General features: G+C 39.2%; 15 protein-coding genes, 1 tRNA gene and 3 pseudogenes. 10 read left to right on the forward strand and 9 right to left on the reverse strand.

Features of this window, described 5'->3' with window-relative positions; translation table 11 throughout:
• Positions 1-310: 310 nt before the first annotated feature.
• Positions 311-386 (reverse strand) — tRNA-Val (locus GPUN_RS07705).
• 459 nt (positions 387-845) lie between these two features.
• On the opposite strand from GPUN_RS07705, the pseudogene GPUN_RS14830 reads away from it, so the two are divergent.
• Positions 846-999: pseudogene (locus GPUN_RS14830) on the forward strand (IS6 family transposase); the annotation flags it as partial.
• 459 nt (positions 1,000-1,458) lie between these two features.
• Here GPUN_RS14830 and GPUN_RS07715 read toward each other — a convergent pair.
• Positions 1,459-1,893 carry a MerR family transcriptional regulator gene (locus tag GPUN_RS07715; RefSeq protein WP_006005215.1) on the reverse strand — a complete coding sequence of 145 codons (435 nt, stop codon included), beginning with the start codon at positions 1,891-1,893 and terminating at the stop codon, positions 1,459-1,461.
• 79 nt (positions 1,894-1,972) lie between these two features.
• On the opposite strand from GPUN_RS07715, the gene GPUN_RS07720 reads away from it, so the two are divergent.
• The 3 genes and pseudogenes from GPUN_RS07720 to GPUN_RS14630 all read left to right on the forward strand — a co-directional run.
• Complete coding sequence (locus GPUN_RS07720; protein WP_006005216.1) at positions 1,973-2,548, forward strand: methyltransferase family protein; 576 nt, start codon at positions 1,973-1,975, stop codon at positions 2,546-2,548.
• Positions 2,549-2,714: 166 nt separating this feature from the next.
• Positions 2,715-3,092 (forward strand): DUF3703 domain-containing protein, encoded by a 378-nt coding sequence (locus GPUN_RS07725; protein ID WP_006005219.1) that lies wholly within the window; start codon positions 2,715-2,717, stop codon positions 3,090-3,092.
• Positions 3,079-3,237, forward strand: a pseudogene (locus tag GPUN_RS14630) (cation diffusion facilitator family transporter); the annotation flags it as partial. The gene GPUN_RS07725 and the pseudogene GPUN_RS14630, both read left to right, overlap by 14 nt.
• 39 nt (positions 3,238-3,276) lie before the next feature.
• On the opposite strand, the pseudogene GPUN_RS14780 reads toward GPUN_RS14630, so the two are convergent.
• From GPUN_RS14780 to GPUN_RS07755, 3 genes and pseudogenes are all read right to left on the reverse strand, one after another.
• Positions 3,277-3,432: pseudogene (locus GPUN_RS14780) on the reverse strand (RNA-guided endonuclease InsQ/TnpB family protein); the annotation flags it as partial.
• A gap of 1,495 nt (positions 3,433-4,927) precedes the next feature.
• Positions 4,928-5,149, reverse strand: a complete 222-nt coding sequence (locus tag GPUN_RS07745) for a hypothetical protein (protein ID WP_006005229.1) — start codon at positions 5,147-5,149, stop codon at positions 4,928-4,930.
• A 521-nt stretch (positions 5,150-5,670) separates the two neighbouring features.
• The gene (locus GPUN_RS07755; protein ID WP_006005237.1) at positions 5,671-5,907 is read right to left on the reverse strand and encodes a hypothetical protein; all 237 of its coding nucleotides are present in this window, start codon (positions 5,905-5,907) and stop codon (positions 5,671-5,673) included.
• A 109-nt stretch (positions 5,908-6,016) separates the two neighbouring features.
• On the opposite strand from GPUN_RS07755, the gene GPUN_RS14725 reads away from it, so the two are divergent.
• A complete protein-coding gene (locus GPUN_RS14725) occupies positions 6,017-6,145 on the forward strand; it encodes a hypothetical protein (RefSeq protein ID WP_006005239.1) in 129 nt (42 codons plus the stop codon).
• 81 nt (positions 6,146-6,226) lie between these two features.
• Here the strand turns inward: GPUN_RS14725 and GPUN_RS14360 are convergent, their stop codons facing one another.
• Together GPUN_RS14360 and GPUN_RS07760 are read right to left on the reverse strand one after the other, a co-directional pair.
• Positions 6,227-6,367, reverse strand: a complete 141-nt coding sequence (locus GPUN_RS14360) for a hypothetical protein (protein ID WP_158309265.1) — start codon at positions 6,365-6,367, stop codon at positions 6,227-6,229.
• 139 nt (positions 6,368-6,506) lie between these two features.
• Entirely contained in the window at positions 6,507-7,712 is a 1,206-nt protein-coding gene (locus tag GPUN_RS07760) for an SEL1-like repeat protein (protein WP_006005241.1), read from the reverse strand.
• 90 nt (positions 7,713-7,802) lie between these two features.
• On the opposite strand from GPUN_RS07760, the gene GPUN_RS14450 reads away from it, so the two are divergent.
• Entirely contained in the window at positions 7,803-8,186 is a 384-nt protein-coding gene (locus GPUN_RS14450; RefSeq protein WP_051987319.1) for a hypothetical protein, read from the forward strand.
• Here the strand turns inward: GPUN_RS14450 and GPUN_RS13950 are convergent.
• Together GPUN_RS13950 and GPUN_RS13700 are read right to left on the reverse strand one after the other, a co-directional pair.
• Positions 8,135-8,350: a transposase gene (locus tag GPUN_RS13950; protein WP_081483923.1), complete on the reverse strand. Its 216-nt coding sequence runs from the start codon at positions 8,348-8,350 to the stop codon at positions 8,135-8,137. The two genes, GPUN_RS14450 and GPUN_RS13950, sit on opposite strands and share 52 nt — an antisense overlap.
• Before the next feature lie 5 nt (positions 8,351-8,355).
• Positions 8,356-8,757: a transposase gene (locus GPUN_RS13700; RefSeq protein WP_141567248.1), complete on the reverse strand. Its 402-nt coding sequence runs from the start codon at positions 8,755-8,757 to the stop codon at positions 8,356-8,358.
• 212 nt (positions 8,758-8,969) lie between these two features.
• Between GPUN_RS13700 and GPUN_RS07770 the strand changes: the two genes are divergently transcribed.
• The 4 genes from GPUN_RS07770 to GPUN_RS07785 all read left to right on the forward strand — a co-directional run bounded on the left by GPUN_RS07770 (position 8,970) and on the right by GPUN_RS07785 (position 13,160).
• The gene (locus GPUN_RS07770; RefSeq protein ID WP_141567249.1) at positions 8,970-9,806 is read left to right on the forward strand and encodes a hypothetical protein; all 837 of its coding nucleotides are present in this window, start codon (positions 8,970-8,972) and stop codon (positions 9,804-9,806) included.
• A gap of 305 nt (positions 9,807-10,111) precedes the next feature.
• Positions 10,112-11,020 carry a leucine-rich repeat domain-containing protein gene (locus tag GPUN_RS07775; RefSeq protein ID WP_006005248.1) on the forward strand — a complete coding sequence of 303 codons (909 nt, stop codon included), beginning with the start codon at positions 10,112-10,114 and terminating at the stop codon, positions 11,018-11,020.
• Positions 11,021-11,076: 56 nt separating this feature from the next.
• Positions 11,077-12,336, forward strand: a complete 1,260-nt coding sequence (locus tag GPUN_RS07780) for a coiled-coil domain-containing protein (RefSeq protein WP_006005249.1) — start codon at positions 11,077-11,079, stop codon at positions 12,334-12,336.
• A 2-nt stretch (positions 12,337-12,338) separates the two neighbouring features.
• Positions 12,339-13,160 (forward strand): hypothetical protein, encoded by an 822-nt coding sequence (locus tag GPUN_RS07785; RefSeq protein WP_006005251.1) that lies wholly within the window; start codon positions 12,339-12,341, stop codon positions 13,158-13,160.
• Positions 13,161-13,411 lie beyond the last annotated feature (251 nt).

Here is a 13,411-nt window from a genome sequence, read left to right on the forward strand (position 1 = left end):
ATTTGTTCTTACCATCTTAATTCGATAAGTTGACAATGCCATAACGGGTGCAATAATAGAGTAAGCTCATAAATTATAAAAATCTCTTGTGCACTATTTTAGCCCAACTGATGATATTAACTAAAACAGCTTTGCCCCACGGGAGATTCTTTTTAGGTCACGTATAACGCGAGATACAGAAGATTAGTCATTTCCAATAGTCCCACAAAAGTCCCACTGGCGCCCCACAAATGGCCCACTGGCGTCCCACAGACTTTTTCGTGCTTAATATTTGAACAGAGAATTGAAGCTAAGTGCTTGAAAAGTAAGGTGGTGGACGCTACTGGGCTTGAACCAGTGACCCTCGCCTTGTAAGGGCGATGCTCTCCCAACTGAGCTAAGCGTCCGAAGTACTTGATTTTGTTAGATAAGAAGTGGTGGACGCTACTGGGCTTGAACCAGTGACCCTCGCCTTGTAAGAGCGGAAAATTGGTCTTCACGGTAATGAATTTTATATCATCTAAAATCACATAAGCTTGTTGCTTTTAGATTGGAGCGTTGTTTTGTAAAGAATTAAAGTAGCGCTTTATGCAAATAGCGAACTGCCAGATTAGTATTGCATTAATCAACGCTATTTGTACTTTTACTTACATTAATGTTTTGGCATGATAATTATTATAAAACTGTATGAATGACCTTGTGTTCTATTGGGTGCGAAATGTCCGTTTTCAATTAATCAAAAGTAAGCGCCTAACCAACCTGCGGTGTGGTTAGGCGCTTATTCTCTTTAACATGCCAAGGCAACAACGCTTCTATGGGTACTGTCAAGTTATCGCAGACACCAGTAACTATGAGATAATCCGAGTATGAAAAATACTAAAATGTACGCGGGTTATCGCTACCCACCTCAAGTGATCAGTCATGCAGTTTGGCTGTACCATCGATTTACACTTAGCTTTCGAGATGTTGAAGAGTTATTGGCCGCCAGAGGGATCAGCGTAAGTTACGAGACCGTTAGAAATTGGTGCATAAAATTCGGCAATCAATATTGTAGTCAGATCAGGAAGAAGGGCGGTCAACTCGGTGATCTGTGGTACTTGGATGAGGTATTTATTAAGATCAAGGGTGTTTTGCTGTACGAGCATATTAAAGTTTGAAACTGAAACCCCAAGAAACCCGCGATTTTGTGTATTTAGTTTTTGCCCAAATTATGTAATGTTTGTAACTAGGAAAAGCCAAAGTTTAAACTCTATAAAAATTCGACGAATTAATGTTTGAAACTCAGCCTTACCTAATAAACTGACAGGCGGGTTTGAGCGATCAGCGACCATTCGCATTGATTTACTTTTCGGCGGTTTACGTGCACATTGCGGACATAAGGAGCGATTCTAGGTTGCGCGAATTTTTTGCACAAAACTGCGTTAAAAAACTCTTACAATGTGTAGATAGTTGCCACATCATCTATAAATGATAGCTATTTCATCTAGCTTTACTGTCTTCCAACACTGTAAGCTTATGCTCAGTTGTGCACAAGTGATGATCAGACAGCGACTCAATCACATAGCACTTATTATCACATCCACTTACCATTCTTTCTAACTCCGTTTGTAGCTTTATTAATAATACAATTTTGTCTTTTACATGTTGCAAATGTTGCTTAGCAATTTGGTCTATCTTGCCACAATCATTCTTTGCAGTGGCTTCCATTTCCATTAGGCTGCTAATTGCCTCTAGCGTAAAACCCAATTCACGGGCGTGTTTTGCAAACCTTAATTGTTTGATGTGTGCTTCGTTGTAACGTCGTTGATTACCAAGTGAACGCATGGGCTCTTTTATTAGCCCTATTTGCTCATAGTAACGAATAGTCGTTATTTTAATTTCTACCTGCTTAGCAAGTTCGCCAATTGAAAACATTTTAAAATTTCTCTTGAAGCTCTAGTAACTAGAGCAATTATATTCAGTTTTGTTTTAAACAATCAATTGGAGTTTATTTATGCCATTATTTTTAGCAGCTAATCTTTGTCTGTTCGCTATTTTAGGACGAATAGGAATTCAGTTTTACTATACTAAAGACCTCGGTGTCAGACTATTAAAGCCTTCAGCACCGCTATCAGAAATTGTGGCGGGATGCACATTTGTGTGTGCGTTTATCCTTAGCTTAGTGCTTATCGCACTCAATAGTGACGGCTTATTTACTATTAACATAAGCTTGCCTTTGCGGCTTATGTGGGTAGGTGTTAGCGCGGGACTTGTGGGAATATTAATTACAATTATCGCTCAAATACAAATGGGGCGGTCTTGGCGGATAGGCGTAGACACAAATGAAGAAACAAGTTTGATAACAACCGGCTTGTATTTTCGTTCACGTAATTCTACATATTTAGGCATTGCATTATACTGGCTTGGTATTTGTATTACCTTTACACACCCCTTAATGTGGGCGTGCGCCATAGTTTGCTGGCTAAGTATTGAGTTTATTGTCCGAAAGATGGAAGAGCCTTACTTGCTGAATTGCCACGGCCAGAAGTTTGCAGATTATATAAATAAGACCAATCGCTATCTTTTATAGTAAATGCTAGAAGCGAATACGCTGGCATGACTTAGTCATTAGGTCGGTGGTTGCCGTTATTGTGGTCCGTGGCGCGTTTATGACATTGAAATATGCAAAGCTAAAAATTGCCAAAGCACATCTAAATAATTACACAAGTAAGTGAAGACACAAGTGAGAACAAAATATGACGTTTAATCAAGCAGCCAAACCTTTCATTAACGATAAATTAGAAAAGGCTAGTGACGCACTGACACAAAAAAGAAGACAGCTCAGCTTTCAACTATTGGAAGATGCCCATGTTATTGGACAACAATCTACCTACTGCCACTGTTTAGTGCATCTTAAAATGTTGCAATTTGGATTAAAAACACGAAACACCAAAGAAGTCATTGGGCAGTGTTTTAGGCTAGTGGGGGCCGCGACAAAAACTATTTTTGGTGGGGTACCTAAAGGCAATACTGGCGGCGTTAACGTCAGCCCATTTACCCCCATGAGTATTTCGGTAGGCAATCAAGCCATTATTGATGAGATAAAAGTAAAGATGAAACATGCACAGTCATAATCACAACCATGCTCACGCAAACACTGGTGACGGTGATACTGCGTCGAATCGAATAGGGTGGGCGTTTTTTCTTAATGTCGTGTTTACTATCATTGAATTTATTGGCGGTTGGCTGACCAACAGCACGGCACTGCTGCGTACCGCAAGACTCGCAAGTAAATGTGCGTGTTGCTAATCCAAACTTGTGCTCGTGCTTACACTCATAGCAAATACCTGACGACTTAGTGAAACGATTGATTTCATGATGAAGCTTACCTGCAAGGTGCGATTTATAGCGCACCAATCCGGAGATAGTACCCATGATATTATCATTCACCATGTTGCCGTTAAATTGCTGCATGCCTTTTACGTCGAGTATAAGTGGAACTAAGGCTATATGCTACCCTTCGTTACAGCTGGCTTTTAAAGTCATTAGATAGTTTTTGCGAAGATGATTTAGCAGTTTTTGCTAATGGGAAAGGTTCCAGCGTTTGAGGCGAGTATTCAATATTGACATTACCGAGTGCGAAAAATGTGAAAAACACAACGTAAGCATCATCGCTTGCATAATAGATGTCCACGTTATTCAAAAAATACTGAAGCATTTAGATAAAAAGTACCCCACATATAAACAAACATCAATGTTGCCACCTTTGCGGGCGCCACCTGAAAAACAATACGCAAATGATTTTACTATTCAACGCGACTTCAACTTTGGTGCATAGACAACAAGTCAACATACAATACTAAGAAATAAAGTACTTCATGGTAGGATTTTTGACATGCCGATCAACAATTTTCTGTAACAATGGCCTATCTACGCATGAATTTGAAGACTCACATGCCATGCAAAGCGTCCCCAACCGAACATTTAAATAAACCAACCTAATCAAAAGTACAGCTGTTACAGAGGGTCGTAAATAGCTTTAATTCTCCTTATACTCTTTACATAATCGGTTATAGCTGAAATTAGCATTTTTGAACGATATTTTTCACCGGTTGCAAGCTTGGTGATTATGGATTAAGCTTAAAATAGTTACTAAGTCAGAAAAACTTTAATAACATATTGATGAAGAATAGTTTTTTGAGACGAAAGGATTGAAGATGCGATTAATTATTATCTTACTTGCAATTCCACTATTAGCATCGTGTAACGCAACCCAAGAGAATCTGAGACCCCAAAAAGAACCAAAGTTTGAGACATACTGGATCCAAAATGGTTTAGATGGGAGGCTGAATGAAATATACAGAAGGCGTTGCAAGCTTAATGCGAAAGCAGTAAAAAGAGCCGAGGATAATCGTATTGATGCAGAGAGGCAAAGTAACCCATGGATGAATCTTGCACCAAGAAATAGTCGGCAGGTATACAATGATTACTATTATCTTTGCATGTTAGAGTCCGGGTATACACCCAAAGAGAAATGTGTTCGAAACTGCAAACAAGGCTAACAAAAAATAACAAGAACGATTTCCCCCGTTGAAGTTTATAGAGCAAGGTTATTTTTGAATGACTATAGAAAAGCAAATGGATTTAGGTCGAATGAGTGGTATACAACTTACTACAGTTCAATGGAAGGCGCTGATGCTTAAGTCAAGGCCGACGCGCCTGCCAAACGCGTTTTAGTTTATTTCCCAGATATAACTTTACCTAACGCTATCAAGTTCTAACTTTCTCATCCATGGACCTGTTCCAACAGTCAGTGCAATGATCCTGAACTCAGCAAAATCAGCACCTGTTGAATAGACCAGATATGTCGTTTATTCTACTTATACTCCAATCTACAAATATACCTTACAGCAGGTGTTAAAAGCCAGCTGTAACGAAGGGTAGCATGTAGTCTTAATACCACTCATACTCAACTTGCAGCCCGCATACCTGCCTTTAGGCCTTCTCTGAAATCAGTTGAGCCAATTGGTGTAACAGGTGCTACAGGACAGATTGGTACAATTACCATATCGCCTTTAATACTTTTATATCCTTCTTCAAAACCAGAGCAGAATTCTGCTTGTCCTGCAAAAGCTAGTGTACTTCCAATAATTGCTGTAGAAGCGAATAAGCCTTTTAGTAAATTCTTCATAAATAATCCTTTTATTATTTTCTAGCCAATAATGTATACCATTGTGAAAATAAAAATCAAATTAATACTTTATGTTTTTGTATGTTGATTAAATTATTAAGCGACAATCAACTTGACCGGCCGTATTGCCCCTAAAACCCGCCTTGGTTGAGCCAAAGCTGGTAAAAGCGAAGCTTATGAGCGCACCCGCCTCAGTTGTCGTGCAGACGCATCATGCCCAAGTATTTCTTTCATCGCAATGCGACCCTCTTTGGCTGGGGGCTTTATTAAAAGGTTTAGCCGCACAAGAATGTTTCTCATTTAATAGTTACAATCGCGCGCAAATCGGCAACTATACCAAGATACAGGTTTGCCCTATTACACTTGTTGCTCCTTGCTGCTAAGCACAATTCAAACAGAATATTAAAAAATAATATTAATCTAGTCACAGAGCTTGCAGAGACGCTCTACCAAGCGAGTTTACATAATGGTAAAGGAAACACGCCTGTTTAACTGAAGATTCGGCTGCTTCGAGACTTTCATCAAAAACCCATCAGTTCGTCGTCAAAATCAGGTTCTTCTAACTCAATTTTTAATGCAACGCATTTACCCTCTGAAAGTGCTTTATCTAGTTCGACTTTGGTCTGGCAGTAGTAAACGTTTTTGCAGCATTCGCCACAATACCTTACACCAGCCTCATTTGTTAACTCTAGCACTTGCCATTTGAGAGGGCATCGAAATTCAAGCGTACAGTGTTTTATTACATCTTTACTTTGCATATTTAGGTCAACTTGTTATTTGTAATTATCGTGTCCATCGTTAAAACCATACATGTTTTAAGCATTTAAGATAGTAGACAATAAGGTTTTCAAGTACTGAGAAGCAAACATGACCAAACGCACAATCAAACCATCATTAATTGCTTGTGTGAAAAATATCAGCGAATTTATTATTAAAGTGGGTGCGGAATATCAGTTATATTATCATTTTATGGCTTTCATAGAAGGAACTCCATAGGAATTCAATAATACAAAATTTCTAATTATTATATATAGAAAAGCAGTAATCTGACATTAATTACCTGCAAGTTGCATTAAACTATAGGACTTGGTTCCCCCCCCCCGAACCGTCAGAATACTTTTCTAAAATACTCATTTGGGTATCATTTATCGAAAACGTTATTTTTGAGTTGTGTTCACCATTACGCCAGCGTCCTGCATCACTACCCCAGACTGCCATATTTCCCTCAAGTCCAGACCGATATTTCTATAGTTTTCTGTCCCCACGCCTAACACAGAACCGTGTGTGTCATGATGCTCCCATACCATAACAATTTAAGTTTATTCTTCTTCAGCAATAACTAATAGAGGCGCTCTAATCAACTTCCACAATTTTTATAATTACTTTCAAGACATCGTTTCGAAAGCGCCTGTGCTTTTGATATATCATCCATCGACATTTTATTTTCTAAGTAGTCAAAAAGCAGTTTTGCATCAGCGCCGTTATACCTAGAAATGTTAGCCCAGCTATATGATGTAATAAAATCTTTAAGAACACCCTCACCGTCAGCATACATATTCCCTAGGTTAAACTGTGCGTCAGCATGACCTTGCTCCGCTGCCAACCTATACCACTTCGCTGATTCTTTATAATCTTGAATAACACCCTCGCCGTTAGCGTAAGCCAGCCCTAGGTTAGACTGCGCTTCAGCATCACCTTGCTCCGCTGCCAACCTATACCACTTCGCCGCTTCCTTAGAATCTTTAAGAACACCGTCGCCTTTAGCATACATATTCCCTAGGTTAAACTGTGCATTAGCATCACCTTGCTCCGCTGCCAACCTATACCACTTCGCTGCCTCTTTCGAATCTTGAAGAACACCGTCGCCGCTATAGTACATCAACCCTATGGCATACTGTGCGTCAGCATCGCCTTGCTCTGCTGCCAACTTAAACCACTTTACTGCCTCTTTATAATCTTGAATAACACCTTGACCGTCATAGTAAATACCCCCTAGGACAAACTGTGCACTAGCATCGCCTTGCTCTGCTGCCAACCTATACCACTTCGCTGCCTCTTTCGAATCTTGAAGAACACCGTCGCCGAAGTAGTACATAAGCCCTAGGTTAGACTGTGCGTTAGCATGACCTTGCTCCGCTGACAACTTGAACCACTTCGCTCCCTCTTTAAAATCTTTAAGAACGCCCTGACCGCTATAGTACATGATCCCTAGGTTATACTGCGCACTAGCATCACCTTGCTCCGCTGCCAACTTAAACCACTTCGCTGCCTCTTTCGAATCTTGAAGAACATCCTCACCGCTAACGTACATAAGCGCTAGGTTAAACTGCGCTTCAGCATTGCCTTGCTCTGATGCCAACCTATACCACTTCGCTGCCTCTTTCGAATCTTGAAGAACACCTTCGCCGAAGTAGTACATATTCCCTAGCTCATACTGTGCTTCAGCATCGCCATCCTGCGCTAATTGTTGAAGAAATTCTATGACGGAATTTTCTTTTTCCGCAGAAGCACTTACATGTATTTGAAAAAATAACAACGCGCTGATAAAAAGTAGTTTAAGCATATTTAAGGTCCAAAAAAATCTACCATATATGTATTAAATAGTAATACAGGCTCTTAGTTGAGTAAACCATAGTTTAAAACAACGAAATAAATGATCATTTTATGGCTTGAATGTCAGGTTTTGACAGGCTCAGGTTCTTTTGATGGCATTAACACAAGCTATTCCTTTACCAAGGAAGAATTCAGCTCAAACGGTGCAAGTTTTGATGATTTTTCAGGCAACTACGCTTCCCTATTAGATGATGCTCAAATTTCATTCGACTCTGATGGTGTTATAAATGGATTAGACACTGAGGGCTGTTTATATGGAGGTCAAGTTTCAATACCCGATAGTAATACGAACATCTATAGCTTATCGATAACCGTTGATAACTGTGACGTATTCAATGGTACTTTTGGCGGATTGGCAACGTTAGTTCCCCTCTATGTCAGACTCAATCGTTGCCCGCTAATGGCGTGGCGGGCAACATATTGACACAGTCGTTTAAGTTTGGCTGCTTGGTGACTAACAGCAAATACGCCTGCGTGTAAGTTAAAACCTGAGATTTGTGCTAAGTGGCCATAATTATTTTCACCTTTTGCAGGTAGCGTTTGCAAAGAGAACACCTTCTTACCCGTATCTGGCCCTACGGCAATCATATAGTTTACTGAAGCAAACTGTATTCATCATACATCGGTAAGTCCAAAAACGTATTGTCCATATCGCGCTGGATAGGGCCGACTTTTTTCAAATAACCGGCGATGCGCTGGCTAATGATGTGAACGAGATTCTCCATATCTGCGTGACTTGGGGCTTTCACCCGCGTGAATATGGCGCCTCCTTTTTTGTTAGTAATGACGCTTTCCAGAAACATCATGTGCAAGTAAATATTCAAATTCAATGCGCTACCAAACCGCCGAATGTAAGTTACGGCTCCCGTTTTTGTTTGCTTTTTTAGATAACGAGCGCCTCCCGACGACCAGCGCGATAATGATTTCATCGTCCAGCGCAACTTAGATCTTGGGGCATAGGCTAACCGTTGAACACTATAGACTAAAAAACGCACAATGTTACCCTAGGCGCATCGACATGCCAATCAGCAATTTCCTTTACCAATGGCCTGTCTTCGCGAAAATTTGAAAGATAGCATGTTATGCAAAACGACCACAACTCAGTTTTTAAATAAATTGACTTAGTCAAAAAGGCATCTGACACAGGGTAGTAAATGGCTTTAATTCCTCTTACACTCAAGGCTAATTTGATGCTAATGATAGGTAAATGTTCATGCGGGTTTTTAGTGACTTTGAAAAAAAAATTATTCGGGAACTAATTGCAGGGTTTGAAAAAGAAAACTACCTTAATTGTTTTGATAACTTGCTTGCCCAAAAACCAAATTTGCAACCTATGGGTTATTACCTGACTAATGTAAAGTTATCAAAAGCGACAAAAAGCAGGGTTAATATTTATGTAGATATGGTTATTCTGGAAAAGGACTCTTGCAGTTCGATAACTTCATTTCTTATTGAGTTATTGGAACTTTTTGAGTATTTACAAGAAAACCAGCTGATTACCATTGTACCGCTGTCAACAAGCGACGGTGAATCAGCGTTAGGCATTGAAAAAAATGCTCAAGCTATAAAAGTAGATTGTTTACCTGACATTTTTCTAGAAAGAATATTTTCATTCACCACTGCTGAGTTATTCCCAAGCCAAAGACTAATAAACCACGTCAATAATAACTATAAAACCTCGCAAGACCTTAAGCACGAAAAGGAAATTAATACATTGTCAGAGCAGTTAAATCACACCAAAAAAGCATTTTGGTTATCGTTTGGTGGTCTTATTTTATCTCTTTTCGTCTCTATTTCTGCTGTTGCAGTAGACCTTTGGGGTAAGACGACAATTAAAGTCGAAGAAATGCCCGCCAGCCAAACACCGGATAGGTTAGTGGAAATTTCTAAATCTTTAGACAAGATTGCAATTAAGCAAAATCACATAGCTCAAAATTTAAAAGAAATCTCTGCGGAGCAAAAGAAAGCTTCTGAAAACTTTGAAAAACCAAACCCTTCATATAGAGCTTCGGAAACAAAAACCGATCGAAATGAGAGTTTTTAAGGTTTGTTTAGGTTATTATATGAGCGTTAATTAATTAGTGGGTGATGAGGTTTAGGCTCCACCAAGAGAAATTAAATCACCCGACAACTATCCTGACATAATGGGCACAGAGAGTTTGTTGAATTTCATAAAAACCATTAGCTTTCTAAAATCAAAGCATAAATTCAATGGGTTGTGATTTGTTGACAAAGGAATATTCGCATCTTTTATTAAACACCGTGCTTGATTGTAACCTTATCACCTAGTCGCCAGCTAACTCACGTTTATGCTGGGATACGTGATTTAATATAATATTTGGAAGAGAGATGACAGGGAAAAAGCTACCACAAACAGCAGAAAAAAACTCTGTGGCCAAGGCGTTAACGCGTTCTAATAAGTTGATGAGCGTTACACAAAGTATTTTGCAAAAGGCAAGGGCGGCTAAAGAATTGACAGTGCCTAAAGATGATAGCTGGATTGATCGACTTTATGTTTGGGCGGATGAAAATGGTATTCCAGATCTGCAATGGGATGAAGAAATAGAGGAATACATAGGGTTACCTAGAGATAAGGTCAAACTGCTCAAGCTGACTGGTCTCCTTCTTTCTGACTGCGATTCCACCGAGTTGCCGCCAGAGATTGGGCAGTTAAGCAATCTAACTACACTTCATCTTCATCTCAACTACCTCACCGGGTTGCCGCCAGAGATTGGGCAGTTAAGCAATCTGACAAAGCTTACGCTTTTTGTACATAATTTCACCGAGTTGCCGCCAGAGATATGGTCATTGAGTAAACTGACAAACCTTGTCCTTTCTGGAAATCAACTCACTGAGTTGCCGCCAGAGATTAGGCATTTGAGTAACTTGACAAACCTTGACCTTATGGAGAACCAACTCATCAAGTTGCCGCCAGAGATTGGGCAGTTAAGCAATCTGACAGACCTTAATCTTAGTTTTAACCAACTCACCGAATTGCCGCGAGAGATTGGGCGTTTAAGCAATTTGACAGACCTTGATATTGGGGGTAACCAACTCACCAAGTTGCCGGCAGAGATTGGAAAGTTGAGCAATCTGATATACTTTGCTCTTAATGACAATCCACTCACCGAGTTGCCACCAGAGATTGGGCAGTTGAGCAATGTACGTTCTTTTTTTCTTTTCGAACCAAACCTCCCTTCGTTTCCAAAAGAAATACGCGAATTTGTAATGGCGCGAGTTTGTAGAGTATATCTTTAGGTGCTTAAAACAAAAAGAGACTTAATAAATCGCATTACATGGTCTTAGGGTTATAAATGGTAAACAAAACACAGCAATGGTTATTACAAATAAAAACCAACCTTGAGCAGCAAGATTTCGAAATGGCTCAACGTCAGGTAAAACTTACATCCGGCGGTCCTGAAATATCAGATATTGTTGAGTCTATACAGAATTATGCTTATCAACGAGCTATTGAGCTTATTGATGGATATTTAGCTGATGAAACTACAGAGATAGTCGAGTATCAAGACGCCGCAATTGAAGAGCTTCGCGCTCAACTTAAGGAGCTTGAAGCTGCTATTGAATTGTTAAGTGAACAAAAATCAGAGCAGTTGTTTCTGTTGCATGAATTTACTATCAAGCAAAGCACAGTAATGGGCGAGATTTTTACTCAAATTTTACATATTCGCAAAGATATTGAGCAAGAAAAACTCAGACAGAGGCAAGAAAGATATGAAGAAGCAAAACAAGCGTTAAATGATGAAGAAAAGCGACTCGACGAATTAAAACGCAAACGAGAGATGTTGGAAGAACAGCTTGAAAAGCTTGACGAATTAGATTTTACTTATGATGAAGTTGAGGAAGCAATAGATTCCCTGAACGAAGATATTAAAGAGCAGCAAAAGCAAATCAAGAAAAAGCGAAAAAAAGCGAAACAAGAGCAAGCTATTTTTGAAGAAACATCACATGAAGCATATGAAGAAGCGAAACAAGAATATGAACAGTTTGATGAGTCTTACCACGAAGCAAAAGACGATAAATTCACCAAACTCAACGATGAAGATATAGGCTTATTAAAAAAACTGTATAGAAAAGCCGTTAAATTATGCCACCCTGATACCGTTGCTGATGAATACAAAGACCAATCACATGAGATCACCCAAAAGTTAAATAATGCGCGTGATAATGGGGATATTAAAACGGTGGAATTGTTATTAGAACAGCTTGAAAAAGGCCTGTCTTTTGAAGTTGCCAGTGATAGGCTTAGTGATAGGGAGCAAATTGAGAGTAAGATTGAACAACTCGTGGTGAAATTGGAAGAAATTAGTGATGAAATTGAGGCCATCAATCAAAATGAAACGTGGCAGTTAATGAGCAGTATTGGCTCTTGGGATACTTATTTTGAAGAGCAAAGAATAGAATTAAGTGTTTATCTGGAGCAGCTTCAAGCGGAAAGTGAAATTGTGTTTAATATAAAATATTCTAGCGTTAACATCAAAAATACGTCTGATATTTCTAACTCACCAACCAATTCCACATCAAAGACTCAAAATTACTGGAATGAAGAGTTCTAGTTGTGAAGAAAATTATTGAGAACATAAAAGGGTTCTTTTTTATATGGTGTATTATTCTTCTCGCTAACCAAGTGATACTATTTGGTGGTTGCTTTGCGCCATATTGCTTAATTGCTGCTATTCCGCACACACTCGTCATCGCCGTTGTGCTCAGTTATTTCTATTTTAAAGAGAGTGATACTGACAATAAAAAAGAGATAGATAAAACTAGTAATATTACTTCCCAAACGGAACCACCTAAGCGCCGATACACAAAAACACGGCGGCCTCTGCGTAAGCCTCCTAGTTCGGGTTTTAAAGATGCAAAATCGAGTAATATATCCAAAGAGTCATTTCAACAGCCTGAGAATGATGTACTGAAACAGAGAGGGGATGGTTATGAGTTATACATTGGCCGTAAATTTGAACTAAAAGGCGAGTTGGTAATATATAATGGACTTATCCGAGGTTATGAAGACCAAGGTGCTGATGTTATCGTCCTGTCTAAAAGTACTCAATCTGTTCATCTTATTCAGTGTAAACACTGGAAACGGTATGAATTTACCAAGGACCATCTATTCAAGATTTTTGATAAGTTAAATGATTTTTCTCCTGACTATCAGCACATCCCGCCAGAAAAAATCAATCATTACTTGAGTAATAAAAGAAATCAAGCAGATATCCTAACAGCTATCCAGGAGGGTAAATCATACTCACAAATCCGAAAAACACTTTACCTTTCAAGTAAACAGGTCATTCAAAATGATGTTTGGCCTCTGCTTGAAGGCATAAAAGAAAACATCTATCGATATAAAGACATGAAAGTAGTCGTGTATGCTTTCTAATCGGACCATAGCTTGATATACACTTTTAGCCGTGTCCTCTTCCGTCACATCGGCATCCCAACTGTTCAATTAGCTTCGAAATTTCACTTTTCAACGCTTAACAATTTCAAATTGAGTTTTTAAATAATCGCCGTCAATATTATCAATAAAGTCTTGGCACTGTTTCTCGCTGCCGACTTTATAAACCTCGACTGTAGAAAGTAGACCATCCTCGCCAGGTTGCAAACTTTACACTATTTGTTGACTTAAAA

The sequence above is a fragment of the Glaciecola punicea ACAM 611 genome, from assembly GCF_000252165.1.
In the GTDB taxonomy this organism is placed as follows: Bacteria; Pseudomonadota; Gammaproteobacteria; order Enterobacterales; family Alteromonadaceae; genus Glaciecola; species Glaciecola punicea.

Bases quoted from the DNA above. Each gene is read 5' to 3' on its own strand.
- GPUN_RS07745 (WP_006005229.1), bottom strand. From the start codon at position 5,149: ATGAAGAATTTACTAAAAGGCTTATTCGCTTCTACAGCAATTATTGGA.
- GPUN_RS07775 (WP_006005248.1), top strand. From the start codon at position 10,112: ATGACAGGGAAAAAGCTACCACAAACAGCAGAAAAAAACTCTGTGGCC.
- GPUN_RS13950 (WP_081483923.1), bottom strand. From the start codon at position 8,350: ATGATTGCCGTAGGGCCAGATACGGGTAAGAAGGTGTTCTCTTTGCAA.
- GPUN_RS07720 (WP_006005216.1), top strand. From the start codon at position 1,973: ATGCCATTATTTTTAGCAGCTAATCTTTGTCTGTTCGCTATTTTAGGA.
- GPUN_RS07760 (WP_006005241.1), bottom strand. From the start codon at position 7,712: ATGCTTAAACTACTTTTTATCAGCGCGTTGTTATTTTTTCAAATACAT.
- GPUN_RS14725 (WP_006005239.1), top strand. From the start codon at position 6,017: ATGACCAAACGCACAATCAAACCATCATTAATTGCTTGTGTGAAAAAT.
- GPUN_RS14360 (WP_158309265.1), bottom strand. From the start codon at position 6,367: ATGGCAGTCTGGGGTAGTGATGCAGGACGCTGGCGTAATGGTGAACAC.
- GPUN_RS07725 (WP_006005219.1), top strand. From the start codon at position 2,715: ATGACGTTTAATCAAGCAGCCAAACCTTTCATTAACGATAAATTAGAA.
- GPUN_RS07715 (WP_006005215.1), bottom strand. From the start codon at position 1,893: ATGTTTTCAATTGGCGAACTTGCTAAGCAGGTAGAAATTAAAATAACG.
- GPUN_RS07770 (WP_141567249.1), top strand. From the start codon at position 8,970: ATGTTCATGCGGGTTTTTAGTGACTTTGAAAAAAAAATTATTCGGGAA.
- GPUN_RS14450 (WP_051987319.1), top strand. From the start codon at position 7,803: ATGATCATTTTATGGCTTGAATGTCAGGTTTTGACAGGCTCAGGTTCT.
- GPUN_RS07755 (WP_006005237.1), bottom strand. From the start codon at position 5,907: ATGCAAAGTAAAGATGTAATAAAACACTGTACGCTTGAATTTCGATGC.
- GPUN_RS07780 (WP_006005249.1), top strand. From the start codon at position 11,077: ATGGTAAACAAAACACAGCAATGGTTATTACAAATAAAAACCAACCTT.